Below are 16,349 nucleotides of genomic sequence, written 5' to 3' on the forward strand. Positions count from 1 at the left end.
GATCACATGTCAACTGCAAAGCAATCATTACCTGAAAACTACTTTAACGATGTTTACAAAGCGAAAGATGACCCATGGGATTTTCAAACCAGTACCTACGAACGTGATAAATATGCAGCTACCATAGCTGCCCTGCCACGCCCGTTATACCATAATGCTTTTGAAATAGGCTGTTCTATAGGTGTACTTAGCCGCTTGCTGGCTGATAAATGTGAGCTTTTGCTGTCTGTTGACGTGGCTGAGGCGCCGCTTGTAAAGGCACGTGTGCTGCTACAGGACAAGCCGCAGGTAACGGTTCAGAAAATGACCGTACCTGATGAATTTCCCGGCCAGCAATTTGATCTGATCATGATGTCTGAAGTAGGCTATTATCTGGTGATGCCTGATTTAGAGAAACTGCAACAGCAAATCATCAAACACCTGCAGCCGCAAGGCCAGCTGATGCTGGTCCACTGGACACCTGACGTGCCTGATTATCCGCTTACCGGAGATGAGGTACATGAATCGTTTTTGAAGTTATGCGGTGCAGGCAAACAGTTTAAGCAGCTTTTTCAGCATCGTGCTGCCAGCTATCGCATGGATTTGCTGGAGCGGCAATAGCGCCTTTGCCGGAAATAAAGGCACGCAACTGTGCAATAGCATCGGTAATGGACTGAGATTCGGCGAAATCTTTCCGGTAAGCTTGTAATTTTTCCTCTGCCATTTGCCAGAGCTGTCCAAAATGTCTGGCAGCTATAAAATGCTGATTCAGTTCTGCACTGTTCAGATTCAACAGGCGTGCAATGGCGTTAAATTCCCGTTGTGTGCAATTCCCGGTTTGCCAGTCTTTACGGCACCGGCGCAGGCGGCTGCGATTAAGAAACATAAATAACGAAAATTCTATGGGTTCAACCGTTTGCTGTATGTTGGCATAATGTTCATCTGTCCATTTTTGCAGTTGTTCTGAAAAACCAACAGCCACCCTGCCCTGCAAACGGAAGGACGTATAGACTTTAACTTTAAAACTTTTACGTATCCGGGCATCCTGCTGTTCCAGCGCCTTACCAAAGGCTACATCTTCCAGGCAGGGTAGCTGCGGCAGGCGGCCGGCTTGTTTATACATGGCACAGGTTACTGCCAGGCTGGCGCCAAAATATTGAAAATGCCGTGGCATAGGGTCATGCTCCTGCGGATCAATTAAATCTTCGGCGTGGGCAAGCAGGCAGCGGTAGGTTACATTGCGCAGATGATAGTGCCGGGTAATACCGGTTTCGCTCTGGGTTAATATACGGCCACCCACCGCATCGTTGCCTTTCATCTCCTCCATGATGTAGTAGATCCATTTGCTGTCTACTAAAGTATCACCATCAGTAGAGGCAATTATACCATTGTCCGGATTTACTTTAGTGAGGCGGCTACAGGCTTCATCCATCAGCATACGCCTCACCGTGCCAATATTGGCTTGCGGTTCGGGCAAATGTATTTCGTTAATATGAAACCTGAATTTTGGATATTGCTGCTGGTAACGAACCGCAATTGCATGAGAATTATCTGTGCAGTTATTTACAAGTACCAAAACTTCATAGATCTTATGGTCTAAAGGTTGGCCGTTTTCGCCGGTTTGCAGCCGCAGGGCCTCCAGTATTTCCCACAAGGTTTCCGCCTCATTACGAACAGGTACTATAACGCATATCCTTAATTTGTAGTCGGGTTCAGGTAATGACTTAAATAGTATTGGTAAGGGCAATGAATTAATATGAGCGACAGGCATGAAATTGCACAAAGTGTTGTTCGTTTATAACAGGCTAAGTTCGCTTTGTGTTTGCCATACAACTGTATTTGAATTACAGCCGTTTACAACAGCGAGTGTTAATGCATTCTGCACTTAATTTAGTTTTGAAGCTGACAGGGATAATTTATGTTTTTGCAGGTGTAAAGGCTATAGTTCCGCCTACCCAGTCAAAGTCTTTATTATACCGTACGCCAATCATCTTTCCCCTGCTCAATCGGGCCAGGTTAATAGCCAGGGTTGGAGCACTATCGCCATCCGGCCATAAGTAAAGCAGGCGAATTTCCGCCTTTACGCCGCCATCGGGCGCTTGTACTACCGGCTCGTAGTTTACCTTTTCCTGCAAAACCCAGTTTTCAGGATCTGTAATGGCTTTAATATCTGCAAGCGTTACATCAATAATTACACCCTGGCCGGCAAAAGAAAATAAGGGCTTAAGCACATAGTGTTCCAAATCGGCAGGCGGCTCTTTTAACTCATGCAGAAAGTAAGTTTTTGGTATAGCTTCGCCCTGCAGATAAGGCATCGTAAATTTACTGATACGATAAAACCAGTTGGGATGAGTAATCCACTCTACATCCAGTTGCTGCCGCAAATCTACCATTCCATCAAATGGGTTTTCTGCCTGGTCAACTTCGTCAAATATCAGGCGGTTGTAAATGCGCCTGATGCGCTTATCTTTGCCGTTAACGGTATAAAACAACTGGCTGCCCTGCTGTTTCAGGTCACTTGAACTGATAACAGCAATACCTAAATACTGCTGTGTGAGGTTAAAGTCAATTGCTGTTTTCTGCTTAGGCGCGTTTACATCCATTAATGCAACCTCATCAGGCTGGTATGGGCCAAGTAGGGTTTTTTTGAGTAAGTTAAGATATCCGTCTTTATCCAGATCATTAAAATAAACCGTCCATTCATCTGAAATATCAAACACTTCCCGATAAGTATCAGCTAACTTTACCTGAAAACCATACAGCGACGGAAAGCCCTGCAATTCAATAAGTTTAGGAACGATGTTACCGTCCGTATCCTTACATACACCAAAATCAAGCGCAATAAAATGCGGATGATCATTCTCATTGGCTACCCGCCATTTATCGGGTATGGCGCGTTCGGTTAAAGTTTTAAAATCAGGTTGCAGTAAGGTTTGTATGATCTGGTTGCCGGCTTCCAGTAAGCGATTGGTAAAATCAGCAGGTAGAAATACAGGCGTTTCTGCTACCCGAAAGCCTGCACCTGCGGGCTGACCGGCGTTTAACTGCTGTAAAAACTGCTGATACTTTTCAGATGAAAAACCAGCATTAAAACTTTGGCGGGCGGTAGGTTCCATGAGCTGATGATGTAGCTGTTTATTTTTTTGTTAAAGCGAAGCTATTCTGCAATTGCGTTATTGCCAGGAACGGGCGCCATTCCGTAGCTATGCTTCTCAACTTATTTTCGATGAGATGGTGGCTGTACCTCGCAATTGTAAGGGGCAATTTGCACGTTTATGCTTCCTGCATACTTAAAATAGCCTGATCTAAAAAATTCGGAATCATGGTGCTTTGCGTAAGCCGTATCATGCCGGGATCTTCCAGGCGCTCTATCATTTCATCATATTTGCGTTCGCCGTGTTCACTGATGACCTGTTGCTTCTTTTCTTCGTTAATCAAATGCGCCTTCATGCCCACCGGATTAGCTTCGGGATGAAACTGGGTGCCGAAGAAATAATCATTAAACCGTATGGCCATCATTGCTCTGGGATAATCTACATAAGGGCGTTCTTTCTCAATAGCCAGTAAAACGGCTCCATACTTTTTCAGATTATCTTCATCAGGATGAGTAACCTGCCAGGAACGGGAATCAACTGCATAAAATGGGTCATGCAGGCCCTCGAATATTACTTCCTGGCGCCCTAACGCTGTTTGATGCACCGGCAACACGCCGAATGATGGCGAATGCCGCAGGCTAATTTCGCCCAATTGCAGGCGCCGGCACATGAGCTGAAAGGAGTGACACACAAAAAATACATGTTTTTTTACACTATCTGCTTGCTGGTTACAGGCTGTAATCTTATCAATCAGCTCCCAGTACCGCTGTTCCCAAACGGAGCCCTCACTATCAACAGGACTGCCGGGGCCACCGCTTGAAATATAAGCATCAAAGTTTAAATCCGGAACTTCGGCCTTGCCCCGCACATCGAATACCTGATAGACCAGGTTAAGGTTATGCTTTGCTTTATAACGGTCTAAAATTTCTTTAAAGCCGCGCATCCCCTGGTTAGGATGCCCGTCATATAAATCAAGTATGGCTACTTTTATTGCTTTCACTTATATACCTTTTAATGTTTGTGAGGTGATATAATCTACCACATCTGCTAAATTATTTTTTTGATGATAAACAGCCAATTGGCGGTCGGCACCGGTGCCATGCTCCAGTATCTGATGAATATACTGCATATCCTGGCGGCAACCTAAATCATCCACCACATCATCTACAAAATCCATCAATTCTAAAATAAGGGCGCGGGTGTTTACTTCCTGCTGCTTGCCAAAGTCGATCAGTTTTCCATCAATACCATAACGGGCAGCCCGCCATTTATTTTCATTGATGAGTGCGCGGGGATAGGTGATAAACTTCATGTTCTGCTGCCTTAGCTTATACAATTTGGCGCATAGCGCCTGAAAGATAGCGGCAAAAGCAATGGTTTCATCTACCAGCATCGGGCAATCGCATATCCTGAACTCGATGGTTTCGTAGAACGGATGTACACGGATATCCCACCATATTTTCTTGGCATTGTCAATACAGTTGGTTTTTACCAGCAGCTTGATGTAGTTGTCATACTCTTCAATACTGTTAAAAGCATCAGGAATACCGGTGCGCGGAAACTTATCAAAAACCTTGGTGCGAAACGACCGGTAGCCGGTGTTGCGCCCTTCCCAAAACGGCGAATTGGTAGAGAGCGCAAAGATATGCGGTAAAAAATATCGTACCTGGTTGGCAATGTGTATGGCCATATCACGCGATTGAATGCCTACATGCACATGCAGCCCGAAGATCAGGTTTGAACGCGCCGCCTCCTGCAATTCATCTACAATTTCGTTATACCGGGGATGCTCCGTAATCAACTGGTGCTGCCAGTGCGAAAAGGGATGGGTGCCGGCAGCGCCTATACGCAAGCCCATCTCACCGGCCAACTGCGCTACAGTAAGACGTAATTTGCCTACTTCTTTACGCGCTTCGTCGGTATTGCGGCAAATGTGGGTACCCACCTCTACCACCGCCTGGTGCATTTCGGCCTTTACCTGGTCCTCGTGAATGCGCTGCGCACCATCCACAATCTTTTGCTCGTGCGATTTAAGTTCCCGTGTTACCGGGTCAATCACCATAAATTCTTCTTCAACCCCTATGGTAAATTCGTTCATGAACCCCTCCCAACCCTTCCCAAGGGGGAGGGCTTTTTGTTAAATAGTATTATTTAAATATGTTTCCCGTACCCAAGTATTTTAAAGCCCTCCCCTTGGGGGAGGGTTGGGAGGGGTATTATTCCTTTTTCTTAGTAGTTCTCTTTGCTTTTGCCGGTGTTTCTGTAGCTACCGTTTTAGCCGCCTTTGGCTTCGCTGCCTTCTTTGCCTTTTCCTCTGCAGCTATCTCATGGTCAACCTGAACTACAGTAGTGTCTGCTGCCTTTGCCGGCTTAGCGCCTGTAAGCGGCGTTTTACCCACTGCCGATTTTACATATTCGCCCCAGGTGAGGTTATCTGCATCAGGCTTTTGTGCTTTGGCTCGTTCAATAGCATAATTGGCAGATGTTTCTACCACCCATTCAAAGTTTTCCTCACCTACGCTTTTGATATCGGCATCCGGGGCAGGATTGCAGAAATCAATGGCGTAAGGGATGCCATCGCGCACGGCAAATTCTACGGTATTGAAATCATAGCCCAGGTACTGGTTCAGCTTTAATACATACTCGGTAATGGTATCCAGCAGTTTTTGCGAAGCAGGCGCTTTACCATGCTCATAGCGCAGGTGGTGCGGGTTGCGGGGCTCGTATTGCATAATGCGTACATGCTTACCACCAATGCAATAGCAACGGAAGTAATCGTCAAAAATAATTTCTTCCTGCAGCAGCATGACCAGCTGGCCGGTACCCTCAAATTTCTTCCACAAATCTTCAGCGTCACTAATCTTGTACACATCGCGCCAGCCGCCGCCATCAAAAGGCTTCATATATGCAGGGAAGCCCACATAGTTGAAAATACCCTCCCAATCCAGCGGATAAGCCAGGTTACGGAAAGATTGCTCTGTAGTATCAGTCGGATGCTCGCGCGAGGGCAAGAGTACCGTTTTGGGTACTGGTACGCCTAATTTTACCGCCAGGGCATTATTAAAAAACTTTTCATCGGCACTCCACCAAAAGGGATTGTTGATTACCGCAGTGCCACATATAGCTGCATTTTTTAAGGCAGCCCTGTAAAAAGGCACATCCTGAGAGATACGGTCTACAATTACAGCATAATCCAAAGGTTCACCCTGCAGCACTTTATCAATACGTACAAATTCGGCGGTAATGTCTTTTTCCGCCTTTTGGTTGATGCGTTCTACAAATGCTTCGGGGAATGAACTTTCGCGCCCGAATAAAATGCCTATTTTTTTCATGGTAAGGATATTATGTTAATGGCCGGTATATTATATTGATGTTAATTTCTGACTCCTGGTTTTAACTATTTATTTTAATGCTTTATCTAATGGTGGATAAATAATGCGGAAACATTTCCCGCCATATAGGCCAGTCATGCAATGAATTGTGCCTTACATCCAGCCAGTGTTGTATATGTTTCTGGCCAAGTATATGTGACAAGTGCTCATTATAGCCTTTACAGATATCCCAATCCGAGGTGCCCAGTATAATGTTCATCTGCCATAATTCCGGCTGGTTACTGCCGGGCAGGTAATCAACCGGGTTATTATAAAAAACGTTATCATCGTAGTAGCCGTCAGTAAACATCTTAATGTCAAATGCGCCGCTCATGGTAAACAGGTTTCCTACCCGTTCAGGGTGTTTAAAAGCATAGTTGGCAGCATGGTAACCGCCAAAGCTACAGCCCGCCATCGCTACCTTACCCACGCCGGTTTCATGCATGGCCCAGGGTACCAGTTCATCGTGCAGCATACGGTCATACCAGGTGTAATTTCGCACTCTGTCTGCCGGGTGTATACCTTTATTGTACCAGCTCAGGCCGTCAATAGTGTCGGGACAGTAAATTTTAACCAAACCTTCTTCAATGAACCATCTGGCGCTTTCAATCAGGCCTTCGTCTTTATTCTGGTAGTACCGCCCCTGTGTAGTAGGAAACAGGATAAGCGGATAACCCCGGTCGCCAAAAACCAGCATTTCCAGATCCATACCTAAATGATGGGAGTACCAGCGGTGATATTGTTCAGTCAAAACGGTATAGTTAATGAAATTAAAAGGTTAAGATAACATCTTTGTTTTAAATTGTACGTATTAAGAGGCACAAACGCGGCTTAAGCTTAAATTAAGGTTAGTTTTGTACCCTGAATTGATCCTACATCTGTTTTATATTTACACTTATGCACATTACCGAAAATCAGCTTCACTTACCTTCATCTTATTTGCAGCGCGATGTTACCTGTACCATATTAGGTACTGAAGGCGTATTGCCCGAAAATTTGCTGCTGCTTAATGACGGGCAGGAAATAGAAAGCCTGAATTTGAAGGCCAGCCTGCAATATCAGTATGAGCGCAAGGGCATAGCACCGCTGCTGGTGGTAGCCATTGGCGCCGGTGAAGAGCGTATACAGGAATATGGAATTGCAGGACAGCCTGATTATAAACAGCGTGGCACTAAGGCAGATAGCTATAACCGTTTTGTAGTGGAAGAGCTATTTCCGGCCATTGCCCTGCAGGCACCGGTAGAAGAGTTTAAAATTAAAGCTTTTGCAGGATTTTCGTTGGGTGGACTGTCAGCCCTGGATATTGCCTGGCATAATGATGATTTATTTAATAAAGTAGGTGTATTCTCTGGCTCCTTGTGGTGGCGGAGTAAAGGGCTGGCCGATGGTTATACCAATGATGACCGGCTGATACACCGGGTTATTCGTGAGTCGGCTGGTAAACCCGATTTAAAATTCTGGTTGCAGACCGGTACCAAAGATGAACTGGCCGACCGTAATCACAACGGTATTATTGATTCTATTGATGATACTATTGATCTGATTAAGGAACTGGAGAGCAAAGGGTATACCCGCCCAAATGATGTTCAATACTTAGAGATAGTGGGAGGTGAGCACAATACAGGCACCTGGGCTGAAGCGATGCCTAAATTTTTGTGCTGGGCATTCGGCAATTAGCATTGGAACAGTAGTATGTATACTGCTACTTCATATAAAATAAAAGCCTGAGCATATACCGCTCAGGCTTTTCATTTGGCTAAATTTTTGTAACTGCAGGCAGCTTTCCGGCAAACACAGGCTCTTCTGTTACCAATTTTTTGGAGGAAAGGTAAGGTTTGTGGTATTGCTCGTAAAAGCGTTTCTTATCATCCCGGTAGGAACTGATGGCGCCTAATATGCTCATCAGCTTAATATAGTACCAGGCACCGTCCACCTGGTGGGCTTTAAAGCCGCTGCGTGCGCTTTTAGGGTAGAGGTGGTGATTGTTATGCCACTCGCCGGCTACAATGCCCGGCCATAGCTGGTTGATGGATTTATCATTCTGGCTATAATCTATACCCTGACGCTGTTTATCTTCGCCTTTAGCGTGGCCTTCGTAGTTAAAGGTACGTACACCTACAGCCCAAAAACCGGCAGCGCCAAACAAAGTACAGGCCAAAGCATGGCCGCCTATAAGATAAAAGGCCAGGTACCAGAAGCCCCAGTTTAATACCCAGGCCAGTACTTCTTTGGCAGGATTAACAAAGGAGCCCCATTTTTTATATTGCTGATAGGTGTTGCCCGGTACGCCTGTATGCTTCATCAATTTTGTTACACGGCTAAAATCGCCCTCGCTGAGGTTTTTGGCAATGGGCTGATGGTTGACATCGGCCAAAAAACAATAAAGAAAGCCGGCTTGGGCATTATAGGGATCGCCAGGCTGATCAGACTTGGAATGATGTACATGATGCGACACCACATATATTTCCTCTGGAATGATGCGCAGCGTTAAGTTTTGGGTAAAGAAACGCCAGAATTTATTTTTGAAGGTGTAGGCGCCATGCGTACAATAGCGGTGATGCCATATTGTACCATGCGTGCCCATCACAATCATGCTGTAAAAAAAGGCGGCAATGAGCAATGGGATGCTGAAAAACTTGAAAATGAACAGCATTAAAAAAGGGATCAAACATAATACCTTAAACCAGCTCATAAAAGGAAGCCAGTTTTTACGTGATTTAAAAATGTTTAACCGTGAAAAAAACTCTTTGAAAATTTGCTTGGGAGTGGGGCGGTTTAAATTTCCGCTTTCGTCTTTCCAGCCATAAGCCGGGGTTTGCAGTACATAATCTAAAAATGGCATCAGCGCTAACTATTCTTTCTGATATCTGAATGTTTATACTTAAATATCACTGTATCAGAACAAGTAATGCTTAAGAAGGGGTCTATAATATATTTTATGTAAATCTACTTAGAATACCTGAGCTTTAGTAGTACTCACAGTAATTAAGTGATGGCTAAAACGTGATTATACATTAATCCACCTTAAACGTGAGCCTGTAAATATTATTGCAATAGCCCTGCACAATACCATATTCTTAAACCTGTGTTAATATATTTTATCAATAGGAAAGAATGCGAATAATTATACTTACCTTGCGGCCTTTAATAAATAATATAATGCAAAAAGAAGGAACAGTAAAGTTTTTCAACACTGAGAAGGGCTTTGGATTTATTACACCAGACGATAACCGTACTGATGTATTCGTACACACCACTGGTTTAATTGACCAGATCCGTGAAAACGACAAAGTATCTTATGAAGTTGAAGAGGGCAGAAAAGGCCCCAACGCAGTAAAAGTTAGAGTAATTTAATTATCACTATAAATTTAAGCGTAAAGCACCTGCCCTATAAAGGCAGGTGCTTTTTTTATTACTGCATGATATTAATAGCTGCGGAAATGATGATTTGGCGGCCCCGGATGATGGCGGTGATGCATAGCACAGCCGCTTATAATACTGCTAAGAGCTGTTACTGTTAACAGCAAACTCAATAACTGCTTTTTCATGATGATATTTTGTAATTGTTAACCTTGTTTTTGTAAAATGGTTTAACTTCAATAATTAGGCAAGCAATTATTAAAGCGTAGCATAGTTATGGGCATATTTAAACTAATATCAGTATTAACATTATGGAGCTGCACACTCATTGCTGCTGCCCAACCGGCTGACACTACCGCCGCAGCGAAAGGTATGCCTGCCGGAATGGACATTTATAAGCTGGCAAAGGTAGCAACCGGCCAGCATTACCCGCTACCCGGTGAGGTAATGTTTTATCAAAAGCAGTTAACCTTAACCGCTGCACAGTTAAGCCGAATGACTGCCATTATTAAAACGCTCAACTTAAAAAAGGCGGAGATCAGCCAGTCGGTAACCTTGAATGAGAGAACGCTGCAAAAGTTATTTGCCACGCGCAAGGCGCAGGAGAGTAACCTTATATTTTACGGTAACCGATATGGCCTGTATGAATGTGAAATGCGCACAGCCGTACTTGTGGCCTGTACCTTAACTGCCCGGGTACTTACACCATTACAAATTAACCGGTTTGAGCAGTTGCAAAAGAATGCGGATGAATAATATACGGTTTGATTTGCTTAATTTAGCGCCCCGTTACAACAGGTATGAAAATTACGTTTGATTTTGAAAAACCTTTGGCCGAACTGCAGCAGCAGATTGATAAGGTGAAGCAGGCAGAAGACAAGACAAAAGTGGATATGTCGGCTACCATAAATGAGATGCAGCAAAAGTTTGAGCAAACTAAACAGCAGGTATATAGCAACCTTACCGGCTGGCAGAAAGTGCAGATTTCCCGCCATCCCGACCGGCCTTATACGCTGGAGTACATTGAAATGATGTGTGATGATTTTATCGAACTGCACGGCGACCGTAACGTGGGCGATGACAAAGCCATCATTGGCGGCTTTGGTTCAATAGGTGGCCATACAGCTATGTTCATCGGCCAGCAAAAAGGTAAGAATACGAAGGACAGGCAATACCGTAATTTTGGCATGGCCAACCCCGAGGGCTATCGTAAGGCATTGAGGCTCATGAAGATGGCCGAAAAGTTTAACAAGCCGGTGATTACCTTAATTGATACCCCCGGCGCCTTCCCCGGCCTGGAAGCCGAGGAGCGCGGGCAGGGAGAGGCTATTGCCCGCAACCTGCTGGAAATGTCAGTGCTTAAGGTGCCTGTAATTTGCATAATCATAGGTGAGGGTGCGTCAGGCGGTGCCATAGGTATCGGCATTGGCGACCGCGTTTACATGCTGGAACATACCTGGTATTCAGTGATTTCGCCCGAATCCTGCTCTTCTATCTTATGGCGCAGCTGGGATTACAAGGAGCGGGCTGCCGAGGTATTGAAGCTGACTTCTGCCGAAATGTACAAGAACCGCCTGATTGACGGTGTTATCAAAGAACCCCTGGGCGGTGCCCATCAAGATCCGGTAACTATGGCCGCGAGCGTTAAGAAGCAGTTATTGAAGGACTTAAAGATTTTAAAGGACTATAATATCGACCAACTGGTAGCCGAGCGTATTGATAAGTTCTGCTCCATGGGGGTAGTAATTGAAGACGAAACACCTGCCGGACAGGAGCCTGCCGTAACACAGGAATAAAAACAAAGCCGGTTACTAAACCGGCTTTGTTTTTATCTGACAAGCGTTTTCAACAATACTTCATTTATACCTGCATGGCTTACCGTGTTGTGGAATTAGCCGGATTATTAGGTACTTAAACGGCCATAAAAGTCGATAATCTTCCACAAACTGCAAATAAAGGCTCATTATCGCTCAAAAATCTTCGTGAAATATGGAACGGCTAATGTAACAAAAGATGTTACGAAAAAAACTTTTATGCTGCTGTAACAATTCGCTTAAGCCATTCTCTTATCATTAAATTTTAAGACCCACATGAAACGTATTTTTACCCTGATTGCAATTTTCTGTATAGCCTTATCGGCCAAGGCCCAGTTTGGTATTGGCGGTGGCGGCGGTTCCACCACCGTAGGCCGCATATCAGGCACCGTAATAGATTCGGTTACCAAGAAACCGCTGGATTATGCTACCATCAGCCTATTCAGGAGTGGCGGCAAAGCGCCCCTCAATGGCGTAATCACTGATGCGAAAGGTAACTTCAAATTAGATAATATCAAGGCGGGCAGTTACAAGATTACCATCGGGTTTATCGGGTACAACACCAAAACTATTGACCCGGTAACCACAACTCCGGGTAAGCCGGATGCCAATGTTGGGCGCATATTAATTTCGCCCAACAGCCGTGCGCTTAAAGAAGTGGTAGTAGCCGGCAAAACTTCGCTGGTAGAGAACCGCATTGATAAAATTGTTTATAATGCTGAAAAAGACATTACCTCGGTAGGCGGTAACGCAACAGATGTGCTGCAAAAAGTGCCGCTGGTAGCAGTAGACATGAACGGTAACATCTCCCTGCGTGGCGATAATAACGTACGTGTATTGATAAATGGTAAACCTTCGGGTGCTATGGCGGCCAGCTTGTCTGATGTGTTAAAAACCATACCGGCCGATCAGATCAAGACTATTGAGGTGATCACCTCACCATCTGCAAAGTATGATGCGGAAGGCAGTGCAGGTATCATCAACATTGTAACTAAGCAGAAAAATCTATCGGGCATCAGCGGCTCGGTAAGCGGTGGAATTGGTACCCGGCAGAATAACGGTAATATCAACTTCAATTACAATAAAAACCGTTTCAATTTTTCGGCGAATATTGGGGGTAACTATACCTGGCCGCAAACTTCGCGTACTGTAAGTGATCAGTTTCTGGTTGATTCTGCCACACAGAAAGACTTAGTTCATAACTATAGCAATAATACCAGCCGCATCAAGCGATATGGTGTTCGCGGTTCATTAACTGCAGGGTACGAGTTCAACAGCTATAACAGCCTGAACAGTACCCTTACACTGAACGACGGCGGCTTTAATTTGAATGGCGGCGGCACTTATAATCAGGAGATATTAACCAATACCGCTTTGAATAAAATATACTATGGTAATACTACTTCACATAATCATTTTGGCGGTTTTGACTGGAATGTAGATTATACCCGCAAGTTTAAAAAAGAAGGTGAGGAACTAGATATATCCGGCCAGTGGAGCCATAGTGACGTGAATACAGATTATACCAACCGTTTCAGCGATGTAAATCCCAGTCAGAATGGTTCAAACAATGGTAAAAACAATGAGTATACCTTGCAATTGGATTACACCTTGCCGGTAAGTAAAGTATTTAAGCTGGAAGCCGGTGGTAAAACCATTCAGCGCCGTTTAAGCAGCGATTATAATATTTTTTCAACAGACTACGCCGGCTCTTTCTTCACTCATGATGATATCAATTCTAACCAGTACAATTATCATCAGAATGTGTACGCTGGTTATACCGTATTAACTTTTACCTTGCCTAAAGGTTATGCCGTAATGCCTGGCTTCCGTTTAGAAAATACGGCCATTACCGGTAATCCGTCCAATACCAGCCAGGTTACCACTACTAACCAGATGCAGAACCTACGCGATTTTACACAGAACTATAACACCTTTATACCAAGTTTAACCATTCAAAAAACGCTGAGCGCTACACAAACGCTTAAGCTTTCTTACAGCAAGCGTATACAACGCCCTGATCTGCAATCTTTAAATCCTTTCATCAACCGCAGTAGCGTACAGGCACAAAGTGTTGGTAACCCCGAGTTAGGGCCGCAAACCACACAGTCTGTTGAGTTAAATTATAACACATTTATCAAATCATCAGTACTTAATTTCTCGGTTTACTACCGTCACACCAATGGTTTGTTTGAGTCTATAGCCTCTCGTTTGGTTGAGGTAATTAATGGAGATACCATACGTGGTACCCGCAGTACAACCAACAATGTGGCAAGCAACAATTCATTTGGCGCCAGTTTGTTCGGTTCAGTAAGCCCTGTTAAAAACCTTACTTTACGGGCCAGCTTAAACGGTTATACGTACCATCCAAGTCCATACAGCCAGTATACGCTAAATGCAAGCGCACTGGGTACTTACTTCCAGTTCTCTGCATTCGGCAGTGCATCTTATGAGTTTAATCATGGCATTATTGCTGAGTTCTTTGGATTTGATAATTCAAGCCGCCGCACCATACAGGGTACCAACCCGGCGTTTGGCATCTATGCTTTCGGAGTGAAAAAGCAGTTTGCCAACAAGCGCGCCTCATTGGGCTTCAATACGGTGCAGCCATTTGCCAACGATAAGCACTTTGATTCAAGCCTTAGCGGAAGCTCATTCAGGCAGAGCAGCTCCACGGCATTTCCGTTCCGTTCGTTCGGTATTACTTTTAGCTATAGCTTTGGTAAGTTAAGCTTCAGCAACCCGCAGCAAAAGAAAAAAGGCATCAACAATGATGATGTAAGCAAACAAGGTGACCAGGGTGGTGCACCAACAGGTAACCCGGCAGGCCAGTAACCCTATCAGGCATTTCGTAGCCTAACCCTTATATAATAATGTTTAACGCCCCGTTAATTAAATTAGCGGGGCGTTTTTTGATGCCTATATTTTAAGAAGTCCTGTATCAAAACCGCCATTTCGACCGCAGGGAGAGATCTTCTTCAGGCGACCGGTTCGCGTAGAAGATTTCTCCCTGCGGTCGAAATGAGAGGGGGAGTATTATAATTAAAATTTAACCATTAATGCTCGCGCAGGATGGTATGATCCATTTTGTCGCGCTTGGTGCGCAGGTAGAACTCGTTGTGGCTGTTGGGGGCAATCTCAATAGGCACTGTTTCCACTACCTCTAAACCGTAGCCCTCAAGCCCGGCCCGCTTCTTGGGGTTGTTGCTCAGCAGGCGCATTTTGGTAACGCCCAGGCTGCGCAGTATCTGTGCGCCAATACCGTAATCGCGCTGGTCTGATTTAAAACCTAATTTCAGATTGGCTTCCACCGTATCAAAACCGTTTTCCTGCAGGTGATAAGCCTTTAGTTTATTGATGAGGCCAATGCCCCGGCCTTCCTGGTTCATGTAAAGTACCACACCTTGCCCGGCCTCGCTGATCATCTTCATGGCGGCGTGCAGCTGCGGGCCGCAATCGCACCGGCAGGAGCCAAAGATATCACCGGTTACGCAGGAGCTGTGCACCCGTACCAGCACCGGCTCATCGGCCTGCCATTCGCCTTTGGTAAGCGCCAGGTGGTTTTCGCCGGTGTTAATGTCAGTAAAGGCGGTCATCTGAAAATCGCCCCACTCGGTGGGCATATTTACGCTTACCTCGCGCGTAACCAAAGTTTCGTTATGCAGGCGGTAAGCAATCAAATCCTTAATGGATATTATTTTCAGGCCGAAGCGGTCGGCCAGTTCACGCAATTCGGGCAGGCGGGCCATTTCACCGTCTTCGCGCAAAATCTCGCAAATTACGCCTGCAGGTTCAAACCCGGCCATTACCGCCAAATCTACAGCCGCCTCAGTGTGGCCGGCGCGGCGCAGTACGCCGCCATCTTTGGCAATAAGCGGAAAGATATGTCCGGGCCGCCCAAAATCCTCGGGGCGTGTAGCCGGGTCAATCAATGCCAGGCAGGTTTTAGAGCGGTCTGAAGCAGAGATGCCGGTAGTACAGTCCTTTAGCAAGTCTATTGATACCGTAAAGTTGGTTTCTAAGGTTGCAGTGTTTCGGCCCACCATGGGGTCGAGCTGCAGTGCTCTGGCACGCTCAACCGTTACCGGGGCACATACCAGCCCCCGGCCCTGCGTTACCATAAAGTTGATCATTTCGGGGGTAGCGTTACGGGCGGCGGTTAAAAAGTCGCCTTCGTTTTCGCGGTCTTCATCATCTACCACAATAATGGTTTTGCCGGCTTTTAATGCTTCCAGGGCTTCGGGTATGGTGTTTAGCATGAGATTAGTATAATGCAAAGCGCCTTTTGTTAAAGGCAGTTAGAAGTGTAAGAATTACAAAGGTAGCAGATGGCGGAATGAAACACGTCTGTAACGTGTAAAAACATAGTGTATTAAACAATACAGGGGATCATTGATTTATGGTACCATCCCATCCCTTTAAAGCTAAATTTAACCGAAAAATAGAGGCAGGCCATCTTGCTTATCTGCCTGCGCTACGGGAGCTGCCTGCTTATAGCGATAAACCGGCAGGCCCTGAACAGGACGAACCTGCAAGTTATAGTACAACGTATTTTGCAGCCAGTTTAACCTTGCAAAACGGTTTACAAAGGTTTACATAATTCAAAAAATATTTTTTATAAATATTTGATAGTCAGTTATTTATAAAATTTCAGGGTTTACATTATTTGGATTAGTTTTTACTGCCTTTGGAAGCGTTAATACCCTGCCGTTTGATACGGCTGCCGGATT

14 protein-coding genes are annotated in these 16,349 nt (G+C 45.1%); 6 read left to right on the plus strand and 8 right to left on the minus strand.

The window, feature by feature from the left end:
• Positions 1-6: 6 nt before the first annotated feature.
• Positions 7-600, plus strand: coding sequence for an SAM-dependent methyltransferase (locus tag ACY652_RS11880; protein ID WP_462264591.1), 594 nt, complete (start codon positions 7-9; stop codon positions 598-600).
• Here the strand turns inward: ACY652_RS11880 and ACY652_RS11885 are convergent.
• The 6 genes from ACY652_RS11885 to ACY652_RS11910 form a co-directional block, all read right to left on the minus strand.
• Complete coding sequence (locus ACY652_RS11885; RefSeq protein ID WP_462264592.1) at positions 539-1,726, minus strand: glycosyltransferase family 2 protein; 1,188 nt, start codon at positions 1,724-1,726, stop codon at positions 539-541. The genes ACY652_RS11880 and ACY652_RS11885 overlap by 62 nt on opposite strands.
• Before the next feature lie 169 nt (positions 1,727-1,895).
• Positions 1,896-3,095 carry a hypothetical protein gene (locus ACY652_RS11890; RefSeq protein WP_462264593.1) on the minus strand — a complete coding sequence of 400 codons (1,200 nt, stop codon included), beginning with the start codon at positions 3,093-3,095 and terminating at the stop codon, positions 1,896-1,898.
• 157 nt (positions 3,096-3,252) lie between these two features.
• Entirely contained in the window at positions 3,253-4,074 is an 822-nt protein-coding gene (locus tag ACY652_RS11895; protein WP_462264594.1) for a type 1 glutamine amidotransferase, read from the minus strand.
• Positions 4,075-5,172 (minus strand): carboxylate-amine ligase, encoded by a 1,098-nt coding sequence (locus tag ACY652_RS11900; RefSeq protein WP_462264595.1) that lies wholly within the window; start codon positions 5,170-5,172, stop codon positions 4,075-4,077.
• Between the two features lie 118 nt (positions 5,173-5,290).
• Complete coding sequence (locus ACY652_RS11905) at positions 5,291-6,406, minus strand: ATP-grasp domain-containing protein (protein ID WP_462264596.1); 1,116 nt, start codon at positions 6,404-6,406, stop codon at positions 5,291-5,293.
• Between the two features lie 82 nt (positions 6,407-6,488).
• Complete coding sequence (locus ACY652_RS11910; RefSeq protein WP_462264597.1) at positions 6,489-7,196, minus strand: alpha/beta fold hydrolase; 708 nt, start codon at positions 7,194-7,196, stop codon at positions 6,489-6,491.
• A gap of 146 nt (positions 7,197-7,342) precedes the next feature.
• Here ACY652_RS11910 and ACY652_RS11915 point away from each other — a divergent pair, with 146 nt between their 5' ends.
• Positions 7,343-8,122, plus strand: coding sequence for an alpha/beta hydrolase (locus ACY652_RS11915; protein ID WP_462264598.1), 780 nt, complete (start codon positions 7,343-7,345; stop codon positions 8,120-8,122).
• A 79-nt stretch (positions 8,123-8,201) separates the two neighbouring features.
• On the opposite strand, the gene ACY652_RS11920 is transcribed toward ACY652_RS11915, so the two are convergent.
• Positions 8,202-9,287 carry a fatty acid desaturase gene (locus ACY652_RS11920; protein ID WP_462264599.1) on the minus strand — a complete coding sequence of 362 codons (1,086 nt, stop codon included), beginning with the start codon at positions 9,285-9,287 and terminating at the stop codon, positions 8,202-8,204.
• Between the two features lie 317 nt (positions 9,288-9,604).
• Here ACY652_RS11920 and ACY652_RS11925 point away from each other — a divergent pair, with 317 nt between their 5' ends.
• The 4 genes from ACY652_RS11925 (at position 9,605) to ACY652_RS11940 (ending at position 14,454) form a co-directional block, all read left to right on the plus strand.
• A complete protein-coding gene (locus ACY652_RS11925) occupies positions 9,605-9,799 on the plus strand; it encodes a cold-shock protein (protein WP_462264600.1) in 195 nt (64 codons plus the stop codon).
• A 282-nt stretch (positions 9,800-10,081) separates the two neighbouring features.
• Positions 10,082-10,561 (plus strand): hypothetical protein, encoded by a 480-nt coding sequence (locus ACY652_RS11930; RefSeq protein ID WP_462264601.1) that lies wholly within the window; start codon positions 10,082-10,084, stop codon positions 10,559-10,561.
• Positions 10,562-10,605: 44 nt separating this feature from the next.
• Positions 10,606-11,601 carry an acetyl-CoA carboxylase carboxyltransferase subunit alpha gene (locus ACY652_RS11935; RefSeq protein WP_462264602.1) on the plus strand — a complete coding sequence of 332 codons (996 nt, stop codon included), beginning with the start codon at positions 10,606-10,608 and terminating at the stop codon, positions 11,599-11,601.
• 294 nt (positions 11,602-11,895) lie between these two features.
• Entirely contained in the window at positions 11,896-14,454 is a 2,559-nt protein-coding gene (locus ACY652_RS11940; RefSeq protein WP_462264603.1) for a TonB-dependent receptor, read from the plus strand.
• 221 nt (positions 14,455-14,675) lie between these two features.
• On the opposite strand, the gene ACY652_RS11945 is transcribed toward ACY652_RS11940, so the two are convergent.
• Positions 14,676-15,878: a bifunctional 3,4-dihydroxy-2-butanone-4-phosphate synthase/GTP cyclohydrolase II gene (locus tag ACY652_RS11945; RefSeq protein ID WP_462264604.1), complete on the minus strand. Its 1,203-nt coding sequence runs from the start codon at positions 15,876-15,878 to the stop codon at positions 14,676-14,678.
• Positions 15,879-16,349 lie beyond the last annotated feature (471 nt).

The sequence above is a fragment of the Mucilaginibacter sp. genome, from assembly GCF_965200995.1.
Lineage (GTDB): Bacteria > Bacteroidota > Bacteroidia > Sphingobacteriales > Sphingobacteriaceae > Mucilaginibacter.